18 protein-coding genes are annotated in these 22,461 nt (G+C 60.1%); 9 read left to right on the top strand and 9 right to left on the bottom strand.

The annotated features are described in order from the left end of the window. The first annotated feature begins 221 nt into the window (after nt 1-221). The 5 genes from FBY10_RS14375 (at nt 222) to FBY10_RS14355 (ending at nt 4,081) form a co-directional block, all read left to right on the top strand. Nucleotides 222-710, top strand: a complete 489-nt coding sequence (locus FBY10_RS14375) for a DUF3015 domain-containing protein (protein ID WP_027605327.1) — start codon at nt 222-224, stop codon at nt 708-710. Between the two features lie 91 nt (nt 711-801). Next, nucleotides 802-2,655, top strand: a complete 1,854-nt coding sequence (locus FBY10_RS14370) for a DUF4105 domain-containing protein (protein WP_145336617.1) — start codon at nt 802-804, stop codon at nt 2,653-2,655. Nucleotides 2,656-2,703: 48 nt separating this feature from the next. Further along, entirely contained in the window at nt 2,704-3,009 is a 306-nt protein-coding gene (locus FBY10_RS14365; RefSeq protein WP_145336619.1) for a chorismate mutase, read from the top strand. Between the two features lie 147 nt (nt 3,010-3,156). Continuing rightward, nucleotides 3,157-3,513 carry a hypothetical protein gene (locus FBY10_RS14360; RefSeq protein ID WP_131699347.1) on the top strand — a complete coding sequence of 119 codons (357 nt, stop codon included), beginning with the start codon at nt 3,157-3,159 and terminating at the stop codon, nt 3,511-3,513. Nucleotides 3,514-3,583: 70 nt separating this feature from the next. Further along, nucleotides 3,584-4,081 (top strand): GreA/GreB family elongation factor, encoded by a 498-nt coding sequence (locus FBY10_RS14355; RefSeq protein ID WP_131699346.1) that lies wholly within the window; start codon nt 3,584-3,586, stop codon nt 4,079-4,081. Here FBY10_RS14355 and gdhA read toward each other — a convergent pair. Both gdhA and ettA read right to left on the bottom strand, forming a co-directional pair. Next, complete coding sequence (gene gdhA, locus FBY10_RS14350) at nt 4,078-5,415, bottom strand: NADP-specific glutamate dehydrogenase (protein ID WP_145336621.1); 1,338 nt, start codon at nt 5,413-5,415, stop codon at nt 4,078-4,080. The genes FBY10_RS14355 and gdhA overlap by 4 nt on opposite strands. A 299-nt stretch (nt 5,416-5,714) precedes the next feature. Then, nucleotides 5,715-7,379 carry an energy-dependent translational throttle protein EttA gene (ettA, locus tag FBY10_RS14345; RefSeq protein ID WP_053137900.1) on the bottom strand — a complete coding sequence of 555 codons (1,665 nt, stop codon included), beginning with the start codon at nt 7,377-7,379 and terminating at the stop codon, nt 5,715-5,717. A gap of 284 nt (nt 7,380-7,663) precedes the next feature. Here ettA and FBY10_RS14340 point away from each other — a divergent pair, with 284 nt between their 5' ends. Both FBY10_RS14340 and glyA read left to right on the top strand, forming a co-directional pair. Further along, complete coding sequence (locus FBY10_RS14340; RefSeq protein WP_145336623.1) at nt 7,664-11,515, top strand: bifunctional diguanylate cyclase/phosphodiesterase; 3,852 nt, start codon at nt 7,664-7,666, stop codon at nt 11,513-11,515. Nucleotides 11,516-11,677: 162 nt separating this feature from the next. Beyond that, nucleotides 11,678-12,931, top strand: coding sequence for a serine hydroxymethyltransferase (gene glyA / locus FBY10_RS14335; protein ID WP_131699343.1), 1,254 nt, complete (start codon nt 11,678-11,680; stop codon nt 12,929-12,931). Between the two features lie 185 nt (nt 12,932-13,116). On the opposite strand, the gene yjiA is transcribed toward glyA, so the two are convergent. The 3 genes from yjiA to FBY10_RS14320 form a co-directional block, all read right to left on the bottom strand. Next, complete coding sequence (gene yjiA, locus FBY10_RS14330; protein WP_131699342.1) at nt 13,117-14,076, bottom strand: GTPase; 960 nt, start codon at nt 14,074-14,076, stop codon at nt 13,117-13,119. A 156-nt stretch (nt 14,077-14,232) separates the two neighbouring features. Continuing rightward, complete coding sequence (locus FBY10_RS14325; RefSeq protein ID WP_003176208.1) at nt 14,233-14,430, bottom strand: YbdD/YjiX family protein; 198 nt, start codon at nt 14,428-14,430, stop codon at nt 14,233-14,235. A 15-nt stretch (nt 14,431-14,445) separates the two neighbouring features. Then, a complete protein-coding gene (locus tag FBY10_RS14320; protein WP_053137912.1) occupies nt 14,446-16,512 on the bottom strand; it encodes a carbon starvation CstA family protein in 2,067 nt (688 codons plus the stop codon). Between the two features lie 173 nt (nt 16,513-16,685). On the opposite strand from FBY10_RS14320, the gene FBY10_RS14315 reads away from it, so the two are divergent. Then, entirely contained in the window at nt 16,686-17,054 is a 369-nt protein-coding gene (locus tag FBY10_RS14315; protein ID WP_131699341.1) for a PilZ domain-containing protein, read from the top strand. A 30-nt stretch (nt 17,055-17,084) separates the two neighbouring features. On the opposite strand, the gene radA is transcribed toward FBY10_RS14315, so the two are convergent. The 3 genes from radA to katB are packed head-to-tail and all read right to left on the bottom strand — an operon-like array spanning nt 17,085 to nt 20,623. Continuing rightward, on the bottom strand, nt 17,085-18,452 hold the full coding sequence (radA, locus tag FBY10_RS14310) for a DNA repair protein RadA (RefSeq protein WP_024077502.1): 1,368 nt from the start codon (nt 18,450-18,452) through the stop codon (nt 17,085-17,087). Between the two features lie 35 nt (nt 18,453-18,487). Further along, nucleotides 18,488-19,027 (bottom strand): ankyrin repeat domain-containing protein, encoded by a 540-nt coding sequence (locus tag FBY10_RS14305; RefSeq protein ID WP_145336625.1) that lies wholly within the window; start codon nt 19,025-19,027, stop codon nt 18,488-18,490. Nucleotides 19,028-19,081: 54 nt separating this feature from the next. After that, nucleotides 19,082-20,623, bottom strand: coding sequence for a catalase KatB (katB, locus tag FBY10_RS14300; protein WP_145336627.1), 1,542 nt, complete (start codon nt 20,621-20,623; stop codon nt 19,082-19,084). 286 nt (nt 20,624-20,909) lie between these two features. Between katB and mscL the strand changes: the two genes are divergently transcribed. Continuing rightward, a complete protein-coding gene (gene mscL, locus FBY10_RS14295) occupies nt 20,910-21,326 on the top strand; it encodes a large-conductance mechanosensitive channel protein MscL (RefSeq protein WP_053137928.1) in 417 nt (138 codons plus the stop codon). Between the two features lie 46 nt (nt 21,327-21,372). Here mscL and FBY10_RS14290 read toward each other — a convergent pair whose 3' ends face one another. After that, on the bottom strand, nt 21,373-22,149 hold the full coding sequence (locus FBY10_RS14290) for a ferredoxin--NADP reductase (RefSeq protein WP_131699338.1): 777 nt from the start codon (nt 22,147-22,149) through the stop codon (nt 21,373-21,375). Between the last annotated feature and the right edge of the window lie 312 nt (nt 22,150-22,461).

The following is a 22,461-nucleotide window of genomic DNA, read 5'->3' as shown; positions in this document are numbered from 1 at the left end:
CCGTTGCGCGCTCTGGCAAGGCGAGCCGTAGGGAAAGCATAGACACGGAACATACCCTACAAAAAAAACGCGACATTGCTGATTGTTTTATAAAAACACACGGAACCCTTGGAACGTGCCTAAACTCCAAACTGCGCGGGTTGGACTAATAACCGATCCCAGGGGCGCTATGAAGTGCCTGAACCCTTGTCCATTGGTTTGCACACAAAGAGAACAAAGCTATGAAACGGATCCTTCTCGGTACTCTCTTCACCGTCGTCTCCCTCAATGCAATGGCTGAAGCACCAGGCGGCCCGAACTGCGGTTGGGGCAACATGTTGTTCGAAGGCCAGCGCGGTACTCCGGCGCACTTCCTGGCTTCCACCACCAACGGTACCTCGGGTAACGCCACCTTCGGCATGACCTCGGGCACCAACGGCTGCAGCACCAACAGCGCGCTGACCTACGGCGGCAAGTCCTGGATTGCCATGAATGGCATGATGAACGAGCTGTCCGAAGACATGGCCAAGGGCAATGGTGAAGCACTGACCACCTACGCCGTGGTACTGGGCGTTGCTCCGGAAGATCGCGAGCACTTCGCGGCTGTGGCTCACGAGCACTTCCAGCAAATCTTCAGCAAGGCCGATGTGACCGCTGAAGACGTGCACAACAACACCCTGGCTGTACTGAAAGGCGATGCCCGTCTGGCGAAATACGCTACCCAGGCTTAAGCTCGACCTGCCCGCGCCTCCCCAGGCGCGGGTTTTATTTTTGGACCCGCCTCCCTTTGGGTCTCTCTAATTTCCGACTTAAGTTGCCCCTATGCTCAAACGCTTTGCCTGGATGGCACTCCTCGCCTGCGCCCCGCTGTACGCGGCACCGCACCTTGATGATCAACGTTTGCAGCAATTGGCCAATGATCCGTTCTGGCTCTCTTTAGGCCATTACGAAGCCGGCAAAATCAGTGGCTGGCGCAGTTATGTCAGTGAAAAGAAATTCTTCCTCGCAGCCGATGGCGCCCACCACCCGGATGCAGAACTCAAGGCCACCGTCGACGCGCTTTACGCTCCGGCCAGCCTGGGTGAAAAACACGCCCAATGCGTTTATCCCGCACGTACCCGCTGGCTCAAGGATCAGTTGCACCTTACTGACCTGCCCGCTGTGGACTGCAAGGAATTCAAGCAGTGGTTCAAGGACGTCGCGCCCCATAGCGCGGTCATGATCTTCCCAGCGGCCTACCTCAACAGCCCGTCCTCGATGTTCGGCCATACCCTGCTGCGTATCGACCAGGCCGACGTGCAGAGCAACAAGACCGCGCTGCTCAGCTACGCGATCAACTTCGGCGCCTATATCGAAGGCTCGGACAACAGCATCCTGTATGCCTGGAAAGGCCTGATGGGCGGCTACCCCGGCCTGTTCGCCCTGGTGCCCTACCAGGAAAAACTCTCGGAATACCGCAGCCTCGAAAACCGTGACCTGTGGGAATACCGCCTCAACCTCACCCAGGTCGAGACCGAGCGCATGGTCGAGCACGTGTGGGAGCTCAAGCAGATCCAGTTCGACTACTTCTTCTTCGATGAAAACTGCTCCTATCGCCTGTTGGAACTGTTGCAAGTGGCCCGCCCCGGCCTGCGCCTGACCGAACAATTCCCGCTTACCGCCATCCCCACCGACACGGTCAAGGCAGTGAAAGAGGCCGGTCTGGTCGAGAAGATCGACTACCGGCCTTCCCGTGAGCGCGAGCTGCTGGAGCGCGCCAAGCCGCTGGACAGCGATGAGCAACAGTGGGTGCTGAAGGTCAGCGACGACCAGCAGCAATTGCAGGCGCCTGCCTTCAAAGCGTTGCCTCGCGACCGCCAGGCCCTGATCATCGACGCCGCCTACCGCCTGGGTCGCTACCGCGCCAACGGCCTGGAACGCGACACCGCACGCTCCCAACGCAGCTTCGAGCTGCTGCGCGCGATCAACCAGAACCCCGCGCCCGACCTGAAGATCACGCCCCCCGGCCTGCCCGAAAACGGCCATGAGTCACGTACCTGGCAAGCCGGCATCGGCACACGCGGCGACAAGGCTTTCGGCGAATATGGCCTGCGCATGGCCTACCACGACCTCAACGACAACGCCGAAGGCTTCCCCCTCGGCGCGCAGATCGAAATCCTGCAGATGAAACTGCGCCAGTACGAAGGTAACCACTGGCAACTGCAGCAACTGGACCTGGCCACCATCCGCTCCCTGACCCCGCGCAACGCCTTGCTGCAGCCGTGGTCCTGGCAAGTCACCGGCGGCCTGGAGCGCGTACCCGGTAAACACGACGACGAAACCTTGGTCGCCCATGTCAACGGCGGCGCCGGCGGCACCTGGCAACTGAGCGACGACATGCTCGGCTTCGCCCTCGGCACCGTGCGCGTGGAACACAACAATGACTTCAACGAAGCCATCTCCCCCGCTGCCGGGTTCAATACCGGCGTGTTGTGGAAAAACCCACTGGGCAATTTGAGCCTGGAAGCAAAAGGGGATTTCTTCACCAATGGTGAAGTGCGGCGCAGCCTCAGCCTGAACCAGCAGTGGGAACTGTCCCGCAACCTGGGCCTGCGCCTGAGTGCACAGCGCGAGTACAGCCACTTGTCGACGCCGGTGAATGAAGTGATGCTTGAGGTGAAGTGGTATCACTACTGACTAACACCTTTTGTCAGCATTGCCCGCACAATCAGGAGTTCACTCGACATGGCCGTTACCTGCACCACCCTTGAAGAAGTTCGAAACAACATCGACCGCCTCGATCAGCAAATCGTCACCCTGCTGGCCGAACGCGGCCGCTACGTCTCCCAGGCGGCACGCTTCAAAAAAGACACCGATGGCGTCAAGGCCCCACAGCGGGTTGAGCAGGTGATTGCCAAGGTGCGGGGTTTATCGGAAGCCGTAGGCGCCAACCCCGAGGTGACCGAGCAGGTCTATCGCGCGATGATTGCGGCGTTTATCCAGCAGGAATTGGCGGAACATGCGGCTCTGGCGGCCAACCAGGCAACATAGGTCCTTGTGGTGAGGGCGCCAACGGTTTCGGCGCCCACCGCTCGATCTCCTCGCGCTCCACACCTTTCTCACACGCCTTTCACGCCTCCCCGACAAATCCCTATCTAGACTTCCCCCATCAGCCGTGAAGCGGCGAGGGAGCAAGCGATGTGGCGGTATGCAGTAATGCTGTGTGCGGTGGTGTGGCTGGCGGGTTGCCAATCGACTCATCAGGAGTTGCTCGCCAAGGGTTATCCACCGGCCTTTGCCGATGGCTTTGATGATGGCTGCAGCAGCGGTCGCCAGGCCGCTGGCGTGATCACTGGGGAGTTTCGCAAGAACGTTCCCCGCTACCTGAAAGACCGGGAATACGCCGCAGGCTGGGAGGATGGTTTTCGCCAGTGCAAGGCCATGCGCGAGAACGAGGAGTTGCGCGACTACAAGAACGACCACTGGGACGACCGCGAGCGCGCCTGGCAGCAGGAGAAGAACCGAGATGCTGCGCGGGCCTATCGCTCGCAATAGGTCGCTTTCAGACATCCATCGAAACTAAAGCGCGGCGAACATGGCCCAAGCTCCATAGAGGGAGAACGTCATGAGCCGAGCTTTTGTAAATGAGGACAACGCCGCCGCCCAGGCCGATCAACCGGTGGAGCGTCAGGTCAGTGAGCAGCCCAATCGCCTGACCGCGCAGGGGTTGGCGCAATTGCAGGCCAAGGTTACGCAACTACAGGCCGAGCACAGCGCCGAATCCGCCAAGGGCGAGCAGGCCGACAAACAGCGCCAGGCCGACCTCGAGCGGGATTTGCGCTACTTCAACCAGCGCGTGCAGAGCGCCCAGGTGGTGGCGCCCGCTACGTCCACCGACAAGGTGCAGATCGGCAGTTGGGTAACCTTCGCCAATGAGCATGACGAGCAGCAGCGTATCCAATTGGTCGGCGAAGACCAGGCCGATGCCGGCGCCGGCCTGATCAACTGGGGTTCGCCCCTGGGCCGTGCCTTGCTGGGAGCCCAGGTGGGTGACGAGGTGCTGTGGAAGCGCCCCGTCGGCGATCAGTTGATCGAAGTGCTGCGCATCGAAGCCGAGGCTTAGACGATGCCTTGCGCCAGCATCGCGTCGGCAACTTTCACGAAGCCCGCAATGTTCGCGCCCTTCACGTAGTTGATCCGACCGTTCTCTTCGCCGTAGTGCACGCAGGCGTGGTGGATCGACTGCATAATGTTGTGCAGCTTGCTGTCCACTTCACCGGCGGTCCACAGCAGGCGCATGGCGTTCTGCGACATCTCCAGGCCGCTCACGGCGACGCCGCCGGCATTCGACGCCTTGCCCGGCGCGAACAGAATGCCCGCCTCGATAAAAATATCCACAGCCTCAAGCGTCGTCGGCATGTTGGCGCCTTCGGCCACACAGATGCAGCCGTTGCGCAGCAGCGTGCGGGCGGCTGCGGCGTCGAGTTCGTTCTGGGTAGCGCATGGCAGGGCAATATCGCAGGCCAGTTCCCAGGGGGTTTTACCGGCGCGGAACTCCAGGCCGTAACGCGCGGCCAGTTCGCTGATGCGCCCACGCTGCACGTTTTTCAACTCCAGCAGCGCCGACCATTGCTCCTCGGTCAAGCCGCTTTCGGCGTACAGCGTGCCTTCGGAATCGGACAAGGAGATCACCTTGCCGCCCAGGTCCATGACCTTGCGCGCCGCGTATTGGGCCACGTTGCCGGAGCCAGAGACCGCAACGCGCTTGCCTTCTACCCGTTGACCGTCGCGCTTTAGCATCTCTTCGGCGAAGTACACACACCCGAATCCGGTGGCTTCCGGGCGGATCAGGCTGCCGCCGTAGGTCATGCCCTTGCCGGTCAACACCGAGGTGAATTGGTTACTCAGGCGCTTGTACTGGCCGAACAGGAAGCCAATCTCACGGGCGCCCACGCCGATGTCGCCGGCCGGTACGTCCACGTCTGCGCCGATATGGCGGTACAGTTCGCTCATGAACGCCTGGCAGAAGCGCATGACTTCGGCGTCACTCTTACCTTTTGGATCAAAGTCCGAGCCGCCTTTACCGCCGCCCATGGGCAGCGAGGTCAGGGAATTCTTGAAGGTCTGCTCGAAGGCAAGAAACTTCAGCACCCCCAGGTTTACCGACGGGTGAAAACGCAGACCGCCCTTGTAAGGGCCGATGGCGCTGTTCATCTGGATACGGAAGCCGCGGTTGACCTGGACCTTGCCATGATCATCCACCCACGACACCCGAAAGGTAATCGCCCGCTCCGGCTCGCAGATGCGCTCCAGGATGCCCGATGTCAGGTAGTGGGGATTGGCTTCAAGAAACGGCCACAGGCTGCGCAGGACTTCTTCTACGGCCTGGTGGAATTCCGGCTGGTCGGGGTCGCGTTTTTTCAGGCGGGCGAGGAAGGATTCGACGGATTCGATCATGAAAAGTCTCGGCAAATTGATTGTTTTTAAATGAGATTGAGCCGGACTTTATCAATTCATGTCGCACCGCGACAGGGCAAAATGTCGCTTTTGTGAATTTAAATGGTGCATTAGATATAAATAAACCCAGGAAACAGGGATTTATCGCACTTAAAAGGGGATTGCCAAGGCAGGTGATGCACCAGCAAGGAAATAGCCATCGGGAGCAAGCCCCCTCCCACATTTGATCGGTGTGGGTTGGGAAAAATGCGCAAAAAAAAGCGGAGCCCGAGGGCCCCGCTTTTTTCAAACCAGCCGGATCAGGCCAGTTTTTTGTGCCGCACACGGTGCGGCTGAGCAGCAGCTTCGCCCAAACGCTTTTTACGGTCCGCTTCGTACTCGGTGTAGTTGCCTTCGAAGAACACAGCTTGCGAGTCGTCTTCGTACGCCAGGATGTGGGTCGCGACGCGGTCAAGGAACCACCGATCGTGAGAGATCACAATGGCGGCGCCCGGGAAGTCCAGCAGGGCTTCTTCCAGGGAACGCAGGGTTTCAACGTCGAGGTCGTTGGACGGTTCGTCGAGCAGCAGGACGTTGCCGCCCTCTTTCAGGGTCAGGGCCAGGTGCAAGCGACCGCGCTCACCACCGGACAGGTCCTTGACGAACTTCTGCTGGTCGCCGCCCTTGAAATTGAAACGACCGACGTAGGTGCGCGACGGGATTTCATAGTTGCCGATACGGATCTGGTCGGAACCGTCGGAGATCTGCTGGAATACCGTCTTGCTGCCATCCAGGTCTTCGCGGCTCTGGTCCACACAGGCCAACTGCACGGTTTCGCCGACTTCGATGGTGCCCGAGTCCGGGGTTTCCTTGCCCATCAGCATGCGGAACAGGGTGGATTTACCCGCACCGTTACCGCCGATAACGCCGACGATCGCGCCTTTTGGCATGGAGAACGACAGGTTGTCGATCAGCACGCGATCGCCATAGCCTTTGGTCACGTTCTTGAACTCGATGACCTTGTCACCCAGGCGCGGACCGGCCGGGATGTAGATCTCGTTGGTTTCGCTGCGCTTCTGGAATTCCTGCGACTGCATTTCTTCGAAGCGTTGCAGACGTGCCTTGGATTTGGACTGGCGGGCCTTGGCGCCTTTGCGCACCCACTCCAGTTCTTCCTTCATGGCTTTTTCGTGGGCCGATTGCTGCTTGGATTCGGCGGCCAGACGGTCGGACTTGGCTTCCAGCCAACCGGAGTAGTTGCCCTCGTAAGGGATACCGGCGCCGCGGTCGAGCTCGAGGATCCAGCCGGCAACGTTGTCCAGGAAGTAGCGGTCGTGCGTGATCGCAACCACGGTGCCCGGGAAATCGTGCAGGAAGTGCTCCAGCCAGGCGACGGAGTCGGCGTCCAAGTGGTTGGTCGGTTCGTCGAGCAGCAGCATGTCGGGAGCCGACAACAGCAGGCGGCACAGGGCCACACGACGTTTTTCACCACCGGAGAGGAATTCGACCTTGGCGTCCCAGGCCGGCAGGCGCAGCGCATCGGCGGCGACTTCCAGCTGGCGCTCCAGGTTGTGACCGTCGCCGGCCTGCAGGATCGCTTCAAGCTTGGCCTGTTCGGCGGCCAGCTTGTCGAAGTCGGCATCCGGCTCGGCGTAGGCGGCGTAGACCTCGTCCAGGCGGGCCTGGGCGTCCTTGATCACGCTGACGGCTTCCTCAACCACTTCACGCACGGTCTTGGTCGGGTCCAGGATCGGCTCCTGTGGCAGGTAGCCGATGTTCAGTTCCGGCATCGGGCGGGCTTCGCCTTCGAACTCGGTATCGACGCCAGCCATGATTTTCAGCAGTGTGGACTTACCCGAGCCGTTGAGGCCGAGCACGCCGATCTTGGCGCCGGGGAAAAAGGACAGCGAAATATTTTTCAGGATTTCCCGCTTCGGCGGAACAACTTTTCCCAGCCGATGCATGGTGAAGACGTATTGAGCCATGGTGAACCTAGCGTCTGTGACTGATGAATTAAGCGGGCGAAGCCCGTGCCAGGCCATGCGCCGCGCGGGCCGTTGACTATCATCAATGCCAGCGAGCGGAAAAGCCTGAAGATCTGGGGCTGGAACGCCACCGCGTAACCGGCAAAGCTACCTCAATGCGCTTGGTCAGTCCAGCCAAGCAGGGCTGGCACTTTGCCACAAGTCAAGGCATGCTAGCCGCCCTTCGGGCGTCCGGCTTATAGTGCACGTCGCGCGCCAGTCCAGCCAAACCGCAGGATCACAGCTTGTCCAAAGTCACGCCGCCAACTCCCTTGCGCGCCGCTCATGTAGCGCCGGGAATGCCCCTGCACGGCACCCTCAAAGGCGCATTGGCGACGCTTGTCCTCCTGCTGCTCGCGTTATTGTTCTGGCAACTGCTGGACCAACTGCAGCAAAACCAGAAAAACCAGCAGCAATACACCATCGACTACAGCGCCGACCTGGCTGAACAGATCAGCCTGAACATGGCCCTGAGCGCAAAAATTGCCCTGAACCTGCTACCGATGGTCGAACCGCCGCGCGACATCGAACAGCAACAGGCCCTGACGCGCACGTTGCAGCGCTCGCTGCCGGAACTGCGCAGTATCGCCCTGCTCGCGCCCAGCGGCGCGATGATCAGCGACAGCGCCAATGACAGCCAGGACAGCGCCTGGCTGGAAGAGCTGGTGCAGCGCAGCCACGGCCAACCCTACTACCTGAGCAATAACGACGACGGCACCCTCATCTATCTGCTGCTGCACCAGCCCAGCGGTGGCTCAAAGATGTACTGGGCGCTGCGCCTGGCACCCAACTACCTGGTCAACCTGACCCGCCAGGACAGCCAGGGCCAGCGCCCCATGTGGGCCATCGAGAACCGCCTGAACCACCGTGTGGTCAGCCGTGACAGTGGCATGCCGGCGCAATGGGGCGACGCCCTGACCCCGGATGACCTGAATAAAAGCGTGCTGGTCACGCCCTTGAGCAAAAGCGACTGGCAGTTGCGCGGGATGTTCGACCGTGCAGCCGTGCTGGAACAATTGCTGCCGGCGTTTATCGGTAAATGCCTGCTGGGCCTGGCCTTCTCGTTGATCCCCGTGATCGTGCTGCTGAATATGCGTCGCCGCCAGCGCCAGGTGCATGAAGGCCGGCGGCGGTATCAGGATATTTTCGAAGGCACCGGCGTCGCGCTGTGCGTACTTGACTTGTCGGGCCTGAACGCATTCTTTGGCAAGGTGCACTTGCAGACCCGCGAGCAACTGCACGCCTGGCTGCAAACTTCCCCCGAGGAATGCCGGCAGTTGCTCACCGAACTGCGCATCACCGAGATCAACCAGGTGGCGGTGAGCCTGCTCAGAGTGAGCTCCTGCGAGGAAGCGTGGGAGCGGCTGATCGATGATTGCCCGCGCAACACCACGTCCATCGGTCATCAGATACTCGAAGCGGTCCTGACCCAACAGAGTCAGCTTGAGTTGGAAATCCAGCTCAAGGATGTGGCCGGCAACGAACAGTACCTTTGGATGGTGATGCGCCTGCCGGAACAGCAGGACGACTTCAAGGCGGTGATCCTCAGCATCAGCGACATCACCAGCCGCAAACTGATCGAACTGTCGCTGGTGGAACGTGAAAGCTTCTGGTCGGACGTGGTCCGTACCGTGCCCGACCACCTGTATGTGCAGGATGTGATCAGCCAGCGCATGATCTTCAGCAACCACCATCTGGGCCACACCCTCGGCTATACCAAGGCCGAACTGCATCAAATGGGCGAGTATTTCTGGGAAATCCTGCTGCACCCCGAAGACGCCGAGCATTACCACGATCTGCGCCAACAGCAACGCCAGGTCGGCTACACGACGCAGCTGCACTGCCAGTTGCGCTTTCGCCATCGCAATAACCAATGGCGGCGCTTTGATATTCGCGAGCAGGCCCTGGCGCGGGACAAGACGGCGCAAGTCACGCGCATCATCGGTGTGGCCAAGGACATCACCGACCAGATCGAAGCCAGCGAGTCCCTGCGCGACAGCGAACAGCGCTACCGCATGCTGGCCGAAAGCATCAGCGACGTGATCTGCTCCACCGACAGCCAACTGGCCCTGAACTACGTCAGCCCGTCGGTCAACGCCGTGCTGGGTTACGACGTGGACTGGGTATTCAAGAACGGCTGGCAGTCGATCATCGCCAACCCGCAGCAACTGACCGGCATCTATAGCCTGGTGGAACAGGTCAGCCGCGCACTGGGCGATCCCGAGGCGCTGAATAGGCTGCGCGATCAAGTGCAGACCCAATTGTTCCTGTTCGACTGCCTGCGCGCCGATGGCCGCAAGGTGCCGATCGAGCTGCGCCTGGTGCTGGTGTGGGATGAGCACGGCGCCTTCGAGGGCATCCTTGGCGTGGGCCGCGACATCAGCCAGCAACGCCGTGCCGAAAAAGACCTGCGCATGGCCGCCACCGTATTCGAGCACTCCACGTCGGCAATCCTGATCACCGACCCCGCCGGCTATATCGTGCAGGCCAACGAGGCGTTCAGCCGGGTCAGCGGTTATGCGGTGAGTGATGTACTCGACCAGTTGCCGAACATGCTCACCGTCGACGAACAACAGGAAGCCCACCTGCGCTACGTGCTCAAGCAACTGCACCAGCACAGCACCTGGGAAGGCGAAGTGTGGCTCAAGCGCCGTAACGGCGAGCATTACCCGGCCTGGGTCGGCATTACGGCGGTGTTCGACGATGAAGGCGACCTGGCCAGTTATGTGTGCTTCTTCAGCGATATCAGCGAACGCAAGGCCAGCGAACAGCGCATCCACCGCCTGGCCTATTACGACGCCCTGACCCACCTGCCCAACCGCACCTTGTTCCAGGACCGCCTGCACACCGCGTTGCAGTCGGCCGAACGGCAGAAGTCGTGGGTGGTACTGATGTTCCTCGACCTCGACCGTTTCAAGCCGATCAACGACTCCCTGGGCCACGCCGCCGGCGACCGCATGCTCAAGGAAATGGCCACCCGCCTGCTCGGTTGCGTCGCCGAAGACGATACCGTGGCGCGCATGGGCGGCGACGAGTTCACCTTGCTGCTGCAACCGCGGGTCAGCCGCGAAATGGCGCTGAACCGCGCGATCCATGTGGCCGAACAGATTTTGGCCAGCCTGGTGAAGCCGTTTGTGCTGGAGGGTCGCGAGTTCTTTGTGACCGCCAGTATCGGCATTGCTCTCAGCCCGCAGGACGGCAACGAGCTGAGCCAGCTGATGAAGAACGCCGACACGGCGATGTATCACGCCAAGGAACGTGGCAAGAACAACTTCCAGTTCTACCAGGCCGACATGAACGCCAGCGCCCTGGAACGCCTGGAGCTGGAAAGCGACCTGCGCCACGCGCTGGAGCAGGACGAATTCGTGCTCTATTACCAGCCGCAGTTCAGCGGCGACGGCAAACGCCTGACCGGCGCCGAAGCGCTGCTGCGCTGGCGCCATCCACGCCGTGGACTGGTGCCGCCGGGGGACTTCATTCCGGTGCTCGAAGAGTTGGGCCTGGTGGTGGACGTGGGCGACTGGGTGATCAGCGAAGCCTGTCGCCAGCTCAAGACCTGGCACCATAACAAGGTGCGGGTGCCGAAAGTCTCGGTGAACATCTCCGCGCGGCAGTTCTCCGACGGCCAGCTGGGCACGCGCATCGCCACCATCCTCAAGGACACTGGCCTGCCACCGGCGTGCCTGGAGCTGGAGCTGACCGAAAGTATCCTGATGCGCGAAGTCAACGAAGCCATGCATATCCTCGACAGCCTGAAAAACCTGGGCCTGAGCATTGCGGTGGACGACTTCGGCACGGGTTATTCGTCACTCAACTACCTCAAGCAATTCCCCATCGACGTGCTGAAAATCGACCGCACCTTCGTCGATGGCCTGCCATCCGGCGAGCAGGATGCGCAAATCGCCCGCGCCATTATCGCCATGGCCCACAGCCTCAACCTGGCGGTGATCGCCGAAGGTGTGGAAACCCATGAGCAATTGGACTTCCTGCGCGAGCATGGTTGCGATGAAGTGCAGGGTTATCTGTTCGGGCGGCCGATGCCGGCACATCGGTTCGAGGCACAGTTCAGCAATGATGCCCTCTTCATGTTCGACTGAGATTTTGTGGTGAAGCCACTTGCCCCCGATGAGGCCGGCACAGTCACCACCCATCCCGAGATGAGCCCCACTTGTCCGCGACATGATGTCCTTTCATATGCCATCTAAAACCCATTGGGTTAGAATGCCCTCCTTTTCTGCCCCCGATCCTTGAGGACCGCCATGTTCAGCCGTGATTTGACTATTGCCAAGTACGACGCCGATCTCTTCGCCGCCATGGAGCAAGAAGCCGTGCGCCAGGAAGAGCACATTGAGCTGATCGCTTCGGAAAACTACACCAGCCCTGCGGTGATGGAGGCTCAAGGTTCGGTTCTGACCAATAAGTACGCCGAAGGCTACCCAGGCAAGCGCTACTACGGTGGCTGCGAGTACGTCGACGTGGTTGAGCAACTGGCCATCGACCGTGCAAAAGAACTGTTCGGCGCCGATTACGCCAACGTCCAGCCACACGCCGGCTCCCAAGCCAACAGCGCCGTCTACCTGGCCCTGCTGCAAGGCGGCGACACCATCCTGGGCATGAGCCTGGCCCATGGCGGTCACCTGACCCACGGCGCCAGCGTTTCCTCCTCCGGCAAGCTGTACAACGCCGTTCAATACGGCATCGATGCCAACGGCCTGATCGACTACGACGAAGTCGAGCGCCTGGCGATCGAGCACAAGCCAAAAATGATCGTGGCCGGTTTCTCTGCCTACTCGCAGATCCTGGACTTCCCACGCTTTCGCGCCATCGCCGACAAGGTTGGCGCCTACCTGTTCGTCGACATGGCTCACGTAGCCGGTCTGGTCGCAGCTGGCGTCTACCCGAACCCGGTACCTTTCGCCGACGTGGTCACCACCACCACCCACAAGACCCTGCGCGGTCCACGTGGCGGCCTGATCCTGGCGCGCGCCAACGCCGAGATCGAGAAAAAGCTGAACTCCGCCGTATTCCCGGGCGCCCAGGGTGGCCCACTGGAGCACGTGATCGCCGCTAAAGCGATCTGCTTCAAGGAAGCACTGCAACCTGAGTTCAAGACCTACCAGCAACAAGTGGTGAAAAACGCCCAGACCATGGCCAGCGTGTTCATCGAACGCGGCTTCGACGTGGTGTCCGGCGGTACTGAAAACCACCTGTTCCTGCTGTCGCTGATCAAGCAGGACATTTCCGGTAAAGATGCTGACGCTGCCCTGGGCAAAGCCTTCATCACCGTGAACAAAAACTCCGTGCCGAACGACCCACGTTCGCCGTTCGTCACCTCGGGCCTGCGCTTCGGCACCCCGGCTGTGACCACTCGTGGCTTCAAGGAAGCAGAGTGCAAGGAACTGGCCGGCTGGATCTGCGACATCCTGGCAGACCTGAACAACGAAGCCGTGATCGACGCGGTACGTGAGAAGGTCAAGGCCATCTGCAAAAAACTGCCGGTATACGGCGCTTGATTGCAGTTGCTTGACTAAGAAGCCCGGCTCTTGAGCCGGGCTTTTTTATGCCAATTGTCCAGTTTGAAATGCGCCCAAGTGTGGGAGGGGGCTTGCCCCCGATAGCAGTGTGTCAGTCACATATAGGTTTACTGACCCACCGCCATCGGGAGCAAGCCCCCTCCCACAGTTGACTGCATTACACGTCAGGGTTGGTAGACTTTGGCAAAGCCTTCGCGGATTTTGTCCTCCGGCAACTCATCGGCAATAAACACGATCACACTCTCCCGCGCTTCACCCTCGGCCCACTCAGTATCCCAGTCGAAACCATAGAGCTTGAGCACGCCCTGAAACACCATGCGGCGGTCTTCGCCGGCGATGTTGAGCACGCCTTTGTAGCGCAGCAGCTGCTTGCCATGATCCTCCAGCAGTTCGTTCATGAACTCACTGAGGCGGTCGATATCCAGCGGCTGGTCGGTGCGCAACACCAGGCTGGATATACGGTCGATGGACGGCGCCTTGCTCACCGGGCGCAAGCTCATGCCGGCATTAAGGTTGAAACCACGCACATCGAGCAGTTCGGCCAAATCAATCTTGCCGTGCTCGACCACACGAATCGGCGCGCGGCGGTTGATGCGTGTGAGGCGTTCACTGAGCGCCTCGAAGGTCGCGTCGTCCACCAGGTCACGCTTGCTCACCAGCAGCCGGTCGGCAAAACCGATCTGCGCCTGGGCGATGGTCTGGGTCAGGTGGTGCTCGGCGTGGGCCGCGTCCACCAGGGTAATGATGCCGTCGAGGATGTAGCGCTCGCGCAGTTCTTCATCGATGAAAAAGGTCTGGGCCACCGGCGCCGGGTCGGCCAGGCCGGTGCACTCGATCACCAGGCGGTCGAAGGCGATCTCGCCGCTGTCCAGGCGCTCGAGCAGCAGATAGAGGGCCTTGGTCAGGTCGGTGTGGATGGTGCAGCACACGCAGCCGTTGGACAGGGTCATGACTTGCACCGGTTCTTCGCCCAACAACTGGGTGTCGATACCGGCATCGCTGAATTCGTTTTCGATCACGGCAATTTTAAGGCCGTGCTCGGCTTTGAGCAGGTGGCGCAGCAAGGTGGTCTTGCCCGCGCCGAGAAAGCCACTGAGGACGGTGACGGGAATGGGAGAGGACAAAAACAGTTCTCCTTATTAACTGAAGAAACACAAAACAAATGTGGGAGGGGGCTTGCCCCCGATAGCAGTGTGTCAGGCACTTATGTGTCACTGAGACACCGCTATCGGGGGCAAGCCCCCTCCCACAGTGGATCACCGCCAGCCCGAACTAACGGGTCAGCAGCACTTGGGCCCACCCTTGCCGCCGTAACGGGCTTCCTGGCGTTCCCGGAAGAACGCCTTGTAGTCCATCATCGGCTTGTCCGGGTGCTTGGTTTGCATATGCTCGACGTAGGTGTCGTAGTCGGGCATGCCGACCATCAGGCGCGCGGCCTGACCGAGGTATTTACCGAGGCGACTGATGTCATTGAACATGCTTGCAATCCTCGGTTATGCGTCCGGTACTGCCTGGAACGGGGCTTCTTTATCCGTACGCTCTTTGTTGCCCCAGGCGGCGACGCCAACCTTGAGCGCATAGAACAGGATGCTGAACACCACGAACAGGAACAGCACAGTCAGCGTTGCGTTGGTGTAAGCGTTCCAGATCACGTGCTGCATCTGGTCCACGCTCTTGGCCGGGGCCAGGATCTGGCCGTTCGCCAGGGCATCACTGTACTTCTTCGCCAGCGACAGGAAGCCGATCGCCGGGTTGGCGTCGAACAGCTTGATGAAGCCTGCGGTGGTGGTGCAGATCAGCAGCCATACCGCTGGCAGCATGGTCACCCAGATGTAGCGTTGGCGTTTCATTTTGATCAGCACAACGGTGGCGAGCATCAGCGCGATACCGGCCAGCATCTGGTTGGAGATACCGAACAGCGGCCACAAGGTGTTGATGCCGCCCAGCGGGTCGATCACGCCCTGGTACAGCAGGTAACCCCACATGGCGACGCAACCGGCGGTCGCGATCAGGTTGGCGGTCCAGGACTCGGTGCGCTTGAGCGCCGGTACGAAGGAGCCCAGCAAATCCTGAAGCATGAAGCGACCGGCACGGGTGCCCGCGTCGACGGCAGTCAGGATAAACAGCGCTTCGAACAGGATCGCAAAGTGGTACCAGAACGCCATGGTGTTTTCACCCGGCAGCACACTGTGCAGGATCTGCGCGATACCCACCGCCAACGTCGGCGCACCACCGGCACGCGCGAGGATGGTGGTTTCACCGATGTCATGGGCCACGGCCGACAGCGCCTCGGGGGTAATTGCAAAACCCCAGCTGCTGACGGTTTGTGCCACGGTCACCACGTCGGTGCCGACGATTGCCGCCGGGCTGTTCATGGCGAAGTACACGCCTGGCTCGATCACCGAAGCGGCAACCATCGCCATGATCGCCACGAAGGACTCCATCAGCATGCCGCCGTAACCGATGTAACGGGCGTGGCTTTCACTGGCCAGCAGCTTGGGCGTGGTGCCCGAGGAAATCAGCGCGTGGAAGCCAGAGACCGCGCCACAGGCAATGGTGATGAACAGGAACGGGAACAGGCCGCCCTTCCATACCGGACCGGTACCATCGATGAACTGGGTCAACGCCGGCATTTTCAGGTCAGGCATGGTGACCAGGATGCCAATCGCCAGGGCGATGATGGTGCCGATTTTCAAGAAGGTAGAGAGGTAGTCACGTGGCGCGAGGATCAGCCACACCGGCAGTACCGCGGCCACGAAACCGTAGCCGATCAGCATCCAGGTGATCTGGATCCCGGTGAACGTGAAGGCCTTGGCCCAGACCGGATCAGCGGCAATCTGCCCGCCTAGCCAGATCGAACCGAGCAGCAACAGCACGCCGATGATCGAAATTTCACCAATGCGGCCCGGGCGGATGTAGCGCATGTAGATGCCCATGAACATCGCGATCGGGATGGTCGCCATCACCGTGAAGATGCCCCATGGGCTCTCGGCCAGGGCCTTGACCACGATCAGCGCCAGCACCGCAAGGATGATGATCATGATCAGGAAGCAGCCGAACAGCGCGATGGTCCCCGGGATACGACCCATCTCTTCGCGAACCATGTCCCCCAGGGAACGGCCATTACGACGCGTGGACAGGAACAGGACCATGAAATCCTGCACCGCACCGGCCAGTACCACGCCGGCAATCAGCCAGAGTGTGCCGGGCAGGTAGCCCATTTGCGCCGCCAGTACCGGGCCGACCAAGGGGCCTGCACCGGCAATTGCCGCAAAGTGGTGACCGAAAAGGATGTGTTTGTTGGTCGGCACATAGTCCAGACCGTCATTGTTGACCACTGCGGGGGTGGCCCGTCGTGGATCGAGTTGCATCACATTATTAGCGATGAACAGGCTGTAGTAGCGATAAGCGACCAGATAGATGGCCACGGCAGCGACCACAATCCACAAGGCGTTGATCGCCTCGCCTCGGCGCAAAGCCACTACGCCCAGGGCGCACGCTCCTACGATTGCCAGCACCAGCCAGGGTAAGTGGCGTAGCAGGCTATTATTATTTTTCATTTTTATATTCCAGCCAGGGTGGACAGAAAGGACAGCCATCCGGAGTTTAGCGCTACTGGCCTTAAAGGCCACCCCCCTACGTTGGTCTAGAGCCTTGCAGCGGTAAAAAAACAGAAAAAACCGCCCAATGATGGCGCAGGGCTACAATCCTTTTATCCACAGAGGGTTTCACCATGACCGAGCAAGCGTCTGATCGCCGCCGTTTTCGCCGGATCGCCTTTGATGCCAAGACCGAACTTCGGCAAAACGGCAACGAATGGCCAGTGCAATTGGTGGATTTGTCGCTCAAGGGCCTGTTGGCGCAACGGCCTGAAGACTGGAAGGGAAATAAGGCGCTGCCGTTCGCGGTCGACATACGCCTGGATCCCAAGGCGCATATAAAGATGCAAGCACGGCTGACCCACGAAGCAGATGGTCAACTGGGGTTTGTGTGCACAGACATCGACCTGGACTCGATCAGCCACCTAAGGCGGCTTATCGAACTGAACCTTGGAGATGAAGAAGAACTGCACCGGGAGTTGTCGGCGCTGTTGGAGATCTAACCACCCACATTGGTTTTGCGGCGTTGGTGATTACTCGAACAAGGCATCCAATGCCTGTTCCAGGCGCGTGACCCCAATCACCTGCAATCCTGGCGGCATTTCCTTCGGCGCATTGCCCTTGGGCACAATCGCACGTTTGAAACCGTGTTTGGCCGCTTCCTTCAAGCGTTCCTGACCGCTCGGCACCGGGCGCACTTCGCCGGACAGGCCCACCTCACCGAACACCAGCAGGTCGTGGGGCAATGGCCGGTTACGCAAGCTGGACATCACCGCCGCCATCAACGCCAGGTCGGACGCGGTTTCCAGCACCTTGACCCCGCCGACCACGTTGAGGAACACGTCCTGGTCATGGGTCGGGATGCCACCGTGACGGTGCAGCACCGCCAACAGCATCGCCAGGCGGTTTTGATCCAGGCCCAACGTGACGCGACGAGGGTTGGCCAGATGGCTGTCATCCACCAGCGCCTGGACTTCCACCAGCATCGGCCGGGTGCCTTCCCACGTTGCCATAACCACGCTGCCTGGGACTTCTTCCTGGGCACGGGTCAGGAAAATCGCCGAGGGGTTAGAGACTTCTTTCAGCCCCCGGTCAGTCATGGCGAACACACCCAGTTCGTTCACCGCGCCGAAGCGGTTCTTCACCGCCCGCAGCAAGCGCAAACGGCCATCGGACTCGCCTTCGAAATACAGCACGGTGTCGACCATATGCTCCAACACCCGTGGCCCGGCCAGCGCGCCCTCTTTGGTGACGTGGCCGACCAGGAAGATCGCCGTGCCGCTCTGCTTGGCGTAGCGCACCAGCAACGCCGCACTCTCGCGCACCTGGGACACGCCGCCCGGCGCCGATTGCAGTTGCTCGGTGAAAATCGTCTGGATCGAGTCGATCACCATGACCTTGGGTTTTTCGATCCGGGCCGTGGCGATGATGCTTTCGATGCAGGTTTCAGTCATGACCCGCAGTTGATCCTGGGGCAAACCGAGGCGGCGGGCACGCATGGCCACCTGTTGCTGGGATTCTTCGCCGGTGACGTACAGCGCCGGCATGCGGCTGGCGATGCTGCACAGGGTTTGCAGCAGGATCGTCGATTTGCCGATGCCGGGGTCGCCGCCGATCAACACCACCGAACCATCCACCAGGCCGCCACCCAGAACCCGATCCAGCTCACCGGAAGCCGTCGAGAAACGCGGGATCTCTTCAACGCTGACCTCGGCCAGGGTCTTGATCTGCGCCTGTTGCCCGGTCCAGCCGGCGCGGCCGGTGGGGGCCGAGGCGCCGCCGCTTTCGATCATGGTTTCAGTCAGGGTATTCCACGCACCACACTCGGTGCATTGGCCGGCCCACTTGGGAAAGGTCGCGCCGCACTCCGTGCAGCCGTACATGCGCTTGGCCTTTGCCATTTGAAAACCTCCAACGGAAAAACCGCGATGATAGCTCAGCGCGACGCCGGGGTCCGGATTTCACCGCTGGCCAGTCGTGAAGCACTGTTGCCGACCGGGTCTTCGGCGTTGAGATCGGCGCCCTTGGCCTTGAGTTCGTCGAGCAACTCGATGCGCTTGAACAGGCCGGCGTACATGGCCGCCGTCTGACCGGCACCGTTACGTTGGTCGGGGTTGCAGTCGGTCGCCAGCAGGCGCTGGGCAATTTTCAGTTCTCCCTTGAAGATCGCGCCCATCAACGCGGTGTTGCCGCGCTTGTCCTGCACACAGGCGTCGGCACCGACGGCGAGCAAACGCTCCACGTAGGCGCTTTCACCATGGTAGGCGGCGAGAATCAACGCCGTGTAGCCCTTGTCGTCCTGGGTGTTGAGGGGGAAGCCGGCGTCGATAAAGGTGTTGAGCATGTCGAGGTCACCACGGCGGGCGGCGTCGAAGTAATAATCCTGGAGCTGCGCCTTGAGCGCGACCGGGTCGGGCGACTCGGCATGGGCGACAAAGGCCAGCATGGCCATCAGTAGGCCGATCGAAATACGCATGGGTTCTCTCCTGCCAGAGGTCGACGCCCGCGTGGGCGTCGACCGAAACCAACGTCAGTCAGTGAGTTTTTCGGCCAGCGCCTTCACGCGCGCTAGGTCACCCTTGGCGACCTTGGCCACGCCGGTGCCGTATTCCGGATCGGCCTTGTAGAGGAACGACAGGATGATGTGCTTGCTCTCGTCATCGGTAGTGGCCAGGGAGCCGCCGAAGTTGTCGATCAAGTCCTGACGCTCTTTCTTGCTGTAGGAGCGATACAGATCGCCGGCCTGCTTGAAGTTCTGCTCACGCTGGATCTTCGCCTGCTGGGTGCTGCCCGACAGCGCCGTCTGGCTGTAGCGCGCAGTTTGCGGCTCTTCACGGTTTTCCAGGCGGCTTGGCTGGTAGTTCACGCCGCTGGTGGTCTTGCCGAAGTTCAGCGCGCCGTCCTGGTTACCGTTGTTGACGGTGACCCGTGGGGCGTTGATCGGCAACTGCAGGGCATTGGCGCCCAGTCGATACATCTGCGTGTCGGCATACGAGAACACCCGCCCTTGCAGCAGGCGGTCTTCCGACGGTTCGATGCCCGGCACCAGGTTGGCCGGGGCCATGGCCACTTGCTCGGTTTCCTGGAAGACATTCGCCGGGTTGCGGTTCAGCACCATCTGCCCGACTTTACGCTCGGGCACATTCGGCCAGATCTTGGTGGCGTCCAGCGGGTCGAAATCAAACTTGGCCAGGTCTTCCGGCTTGAGTACCTGCACATACAGGTCCCACTTGGGGAAGTCGCCTTTGTTGATATGGGTGACCAGGTCGTTGGTCATATGGCTGTAGTCACGCCCCTGCACTTCGGTAACTTGCTTGGGGTCGAGATTCTTGATGCCTTGCAGGCTCTTCCAGTGGAACTTGACGTAGTGCACTTCACCCTTGGCGTTGATCAACTTGTAGGCATGTACACCATTGCCGTCCATTTCCCGATAACTGGCCGGAGTACCGGAGTCGGAATACAACTCGGTGAGTGTACGAGTGGCCTCGGGAACATGGGAGAAGAAGTCGAAGCGACGGGAGTCATCGTCCAGATTAGTGCGCGGGTCCGGCTTGAAGGCGTGGACCATGTCGGGAAACTTGATGGCATCGCGGATAAAGAACGTCGGGAAGTTATTGCCCACCAGGTCCCAGTTGCCATCGGCGGTATAGAACTTGGTGGCGAAGCCGCGCGGGTCACGCAGGGTTTCCGGGGAGTGGTTACCGTGCACCACGGCCGAGAAGCGCACGAACACCGGGGTCGTTTCGCCAGCAGCGAAGACCTTGGCCTTGGTCAGGTCGCTGAGGTTATCGGTGACGGTGAAGGTGCCATGGGCGCCGGTGCCACGGGCATGCACGACGCGCTCGGGGATGCGTTCACGGTCGAAGCGCTGCAGCTTCTGGATCAGTTGCACGTCCTGCAGCAGCACCGGGCCGTTGGCGCCAGCGGTTTGCGAGTTCTGGTTATCGCCCACCGCGGCGCCGTTATCACGGGTCAGGTTGGCGGCTTGCACGGAGAGGGAAAGCAGGCTGGCGGTCGCCAGTACCAGCACATGACGCGCCAATACCGGGCCGCGATTGATTGGATTCTTCATCAAGGTTTCCTCTGGTTTTTTAGTGCACATTCAGTTGTGCTTGCCAGAGGCTAGTGACCCACGAGTCAGAAGATAAATAGAAAAACCCCACCAGGGCGATAAAGAAAATAATGTGGTAAGCCACTGAAACAGCGGGTATTTCGCGCGCGATTGGTGGCACTTTGCAAACTATTTGCGTTTTAATGTGTCGATAAAAACTAACAGTGTTAACGGTTGTGTCGGGCAAGCCCGCTACCGCTGACTTACACTAAGCGGCACCCTTCTCATTTGTAACAAGGAATAACCTATGGGCGTGATCAGTGAGTTCAAGGCCTTCGCGGTCAAAGGTAATGTGGTCGACATGGCCGTCGGTATCATCATCGGCGCCGCCTTCGGCAAAATTGTTTCTTCGTTTGTAGGCGACGTAGTGATGCCGCCCATTGGTCTGTTGATCGGTGGCGTGGACTTTGGTGACCTGGCGATAACGCTCAAGGCGGCCCAAGGCGATGTGCCCGCCGTCGTCCTGGCGTACGGCAAGTTCATCCAGAGCGTGATCGACTTTGTGATCGTCGCGTTTGCGATCTTCATGGGCGTCAAGGCCATCAACCGCCTCAAGCGCGAAGAAGCCGTTGCACCTAGCCTGCCACCGACACCGAGCAAGGAAGAAGTGCTGCTGGGTGAGATTCGCGACCTGCTCAAGGCACAGAACGACAAGCCGCTTTAACCTGTACCGGCTTGGAAAAAAGGCGCCTGCTTGAGGCGCCTTTTTATTACCAGTAGTTTTCCACCGCCACCTGCCCCGGCCGGCGGCTAAGGCTCAGTTGCATGTCGCGCTGCTTGAGCAACTGGCGAGTGTCATCCACCATCTGCGGGTTACCGCAAATCAGCACACGGGAATGTTCCGGAGTCAGCTCGACGCCGGCAGCACGCTCCAATTCGCCATTCTCGATAAGCGTGGTAATGCGCCCATTCAGCGCACCTGGGTGCTGTTCACGGGTGACGAGCGGAATGTAGGTGAATTTATGCGCGTATTCGGCCAGGTACTCTCGTTCACCCAGCTCTTTGATCAGCGACTGATAGGCCAACTCCTGGGCTTCCCGCGCGCTGTATACCAGGATGATGCGCTCGAATTTCTCCCAGACTTCAAAGTCCTGCAGGATCGACAAAAACGGCGCCACCCCGGTCCCCGTACCCAACATCCACAAGTCACGACCATCGACGAAACGATTCAGGGTCAGGTACCCGGTAGCCTGGCGCTCCACCATTAAGGTATCGCCTACCCGCAGTCGGCTGAGTTCACTGGTGAATTCGCCGCCTGGGACAACAATCGAGAAGAAGTCCAAGTATTCATCAAATGGCGAGGACACCACGGAATAGGCACGCCACACCGTGCTGCCATCCGCCTTGGTGACCCCCAGGCGCACGAATTGCCCGGCGGTGAAACGGAACCCTGGATCACGGGTGGTTCGCAGCGTAAACAGGCTGGGGGTCAGGGATTGCACATCGAGCAAGGTCTGGCGGGTAAATTTCTCAGCACTGGCCGTCATGGGGGACTCCGTTCTACAGGTGCCCTAGTGTCCCTCAAAGTCGCGCCCGGAAACACCCATGCCGGGTAATGGCATGGTGCAGGCACAAAATAGTAGCAACTTAATATCAGCACTAATAAATTTGCTATTAGCGCCCCTATCAGCACCACAAGCACACGCTAAGTTGTGTCTGCCACAAGTGCTTCAACTGACTAAAAAATCGAAAAAAACAACTAAGCCCCTTAGCAAAGCCCGCCGCGACCGTAGAGAAAACTTCTTAAACGCCGCCCTGCAAGAGCGAAAATTTCATCTCGCGATGTAGCTCATGTCCTA

The sequence above is a fragment of the Pseudomonas sp. SJZ103 genome, assembly GCF_007828335.1.
Taxonomy (GTDB): domain Bacteria; phylum Pseudomonadota; class Gammaproteobacteria; order Pseudomonadales; family Pseudomonadaceae; genus Aquipseudomonas.
Note: the sequence above shows the minus strand (reverse complement) of the source record. Positions and strands in the feature narration are given on the sequence as shown.